2 protein-coding genes are annotated in these 1,997 nt (G+C 37.0%); both read left to right on the forward strand.

The window, feature by feature from the left end; genetic code table 11:
• The first annotated feature begins 655 nt into the window (after nt 1-655).
• The gene (locus tag EKM99_RS15560) at nt 656-1,465 is read left to right on the forward strand and encodes a ParA family protein (protein ID WP_015474642.1); all 810 of its coding nucleotides are present in this window, start codon (nt 656-658) and stop codon (nt 1,463-1,465) included.
• On the forward strand, nt 1,458-1,787 hold the full coding sequence (locus EKM99_RS15565; protein ID WP_041816175.1) for a DUF5388 domain-containing protein: 330 nt from the start codon (nt 1,458-1,460) through the stop codon (nt 1,785-1,787). The genes EKM99_RS15560 and EKM99_RS15565 overlap by 8 nt, the downstream gene beginning before the upstream one ends.
• The last annotated feature ends 210 nt before the right edge of the window (nt 1,788-1,997 follow it).

Below are 1,997 nucleotides of genomic sequence, written 5' to 3' on the forward strand. Positions count from 1 at the left end.
GCACCAAGCCGAAGCTTCGTTTTACCACCCGCGCCGTTAATGGTCGCGCTCACCATTCACCACCCAGCCGTACAGATAACCTTGTTGTGGTATAGCCAGACTTATTGAAGTCGCACTGGCAAACGTGTCCCCTTGGATTTAGACCCCAGCTTGTCCCCTAGGGCTTTAAAAATCGCACCGGCCATGATATAATAGTCATTAAACAATGATGACTTTTTTGTGGCGCTCACCAATGACTGTTGGTGGGTGTTTTTTTATGTTCTATTTATCGATTTCATTTAGAATTATAGCTCAACCACAACAAAAGTCAATGTTTTTAAAAACTAGCACTACAGCACTACAGCACTATAGAATAAAAGAACTACAGCACTACAGAATATAAGCACTACAGCACTATAGAACTATAGAACTACGGAACTAAAGAACTACGGCACTGTTTTTTCTTTTAGTAAATGTTTGCACATAGGGCTTAAAGCTATACGGTAGTGCTAGCACTACGGAACTAAAGAACTACAGCACTATAGCACTGTAGAACATAAGCACTACAGAACAACAGCATTATAGAACTATAGAACTAACGCACTATAGCACTATATCGTGTTGATTCAAAAACGATATAGTGCTAATATAACAACAATCGTTAGGAGGCGTTATCATGACACAAACCATAACATTTGGAAATTTTAAAGGTGGAGTTGGAAAAACTAGTAATTCAACATTAGTAGCTCTAGACCTTAGCAATCGTGGTTACAAAACACTACTAGTTGATTTGGACCCCCAAGGAAACGCCACAAATCTACTCTTGAATACTAAAGTTAATATTGATGGAAAAGTTGGCCATTTTAAAAAATCTCTCATGGCTAGTATTGAAGATGGCGATTTAACTCAATCTTTAATACATATAAAAGAAAACTTCGATATCCTAGCTTCTGCACCTGACTTTGCTCTTTTCCCACGCTATATGGAAAAAATCAAAGACTATAATGAACGCGTCAAAGAATTCAGTAATCTTATCAAGCCTATTAAAGATAAATATGATTATGTCATCATAGATACGCCGCCTACTATCTCGTTAATCACCGATTCAGCATTGTATGCCAGCGATTATTGTGTAATTGTTATGCAAACTCATGAACATAGTTTTGAGGGAGCTCAAGCATTTATAGAGTATATCCAGGAACAAGTTATTGATACCTACAAGGCTCCCCGTTTGGAAATCGTTGGTATATTGGCTGTTCTATTGCAAGCCGGAGCTCCTGTAGATGAAGCAACTATTCAAAATGCTATTAATCAGTTTGGAACTGAAAACATTTTTAAACATAAAATTCACTCGATGCAGAGGATCAAGCGTTATGGAATAACTGGTATTACTTTCAATACTCAGTTTGATAGGCGTGTATTCAAAGTATACAAAGACGTAACTGACGAGATGCTAAAAAGAATGGAGGCAATTGAAAATGGCTAATAAATTGATTCGGTCTAACCGCAACCCAATTAAGCCAGATAAGCAGGCTGAAATTTCGGATTTTTCAAATTCAAATAAAGGAATTAAAACCCCACAAAATCAAGTTGCTTCGGTTACTTTTGACACAAACCTAAAAATCAACAACCACATTAGAAACAAATTGCAAGCAATGGCTGTATTAGGGTATAGTGACAATCAAAAGGCAGCTATTGAAGTAGCTTTATCTGTTTATATTGAATCTTTGACTTCAGACGAACGTAAAGAATTAGAATTTCAAATTGATTCTTTAGAAAAACGTGATGTACGCGTAAAAAGTAAATAATCACGCGCACTCAGACAACACGTTCAGCTTTTAGACGTATACACTTGTCCGTTTAGATGAAGCAGAATGTACAAAAAAAGCCCTCTATTATGCGGAATAGAGGGCTTTTCTGAAATCAGTACATACAGGCTTTGCTTAGGAGCGTTGCTTGTGTCCATTTAGGACATACACAATCATATAACAATCAATCAATGCTGTCACTTAACTTAC

This window comes from Levilactobacillus cerevisiae, from assembly GCF_003946245.1.
Classification (GTDB): Bacteria; Bacillota; Bacilli; order Lactobacillales; family Lactobacillaceae; genus Levilactobacillus; species Levilactobacillus cerevisiae.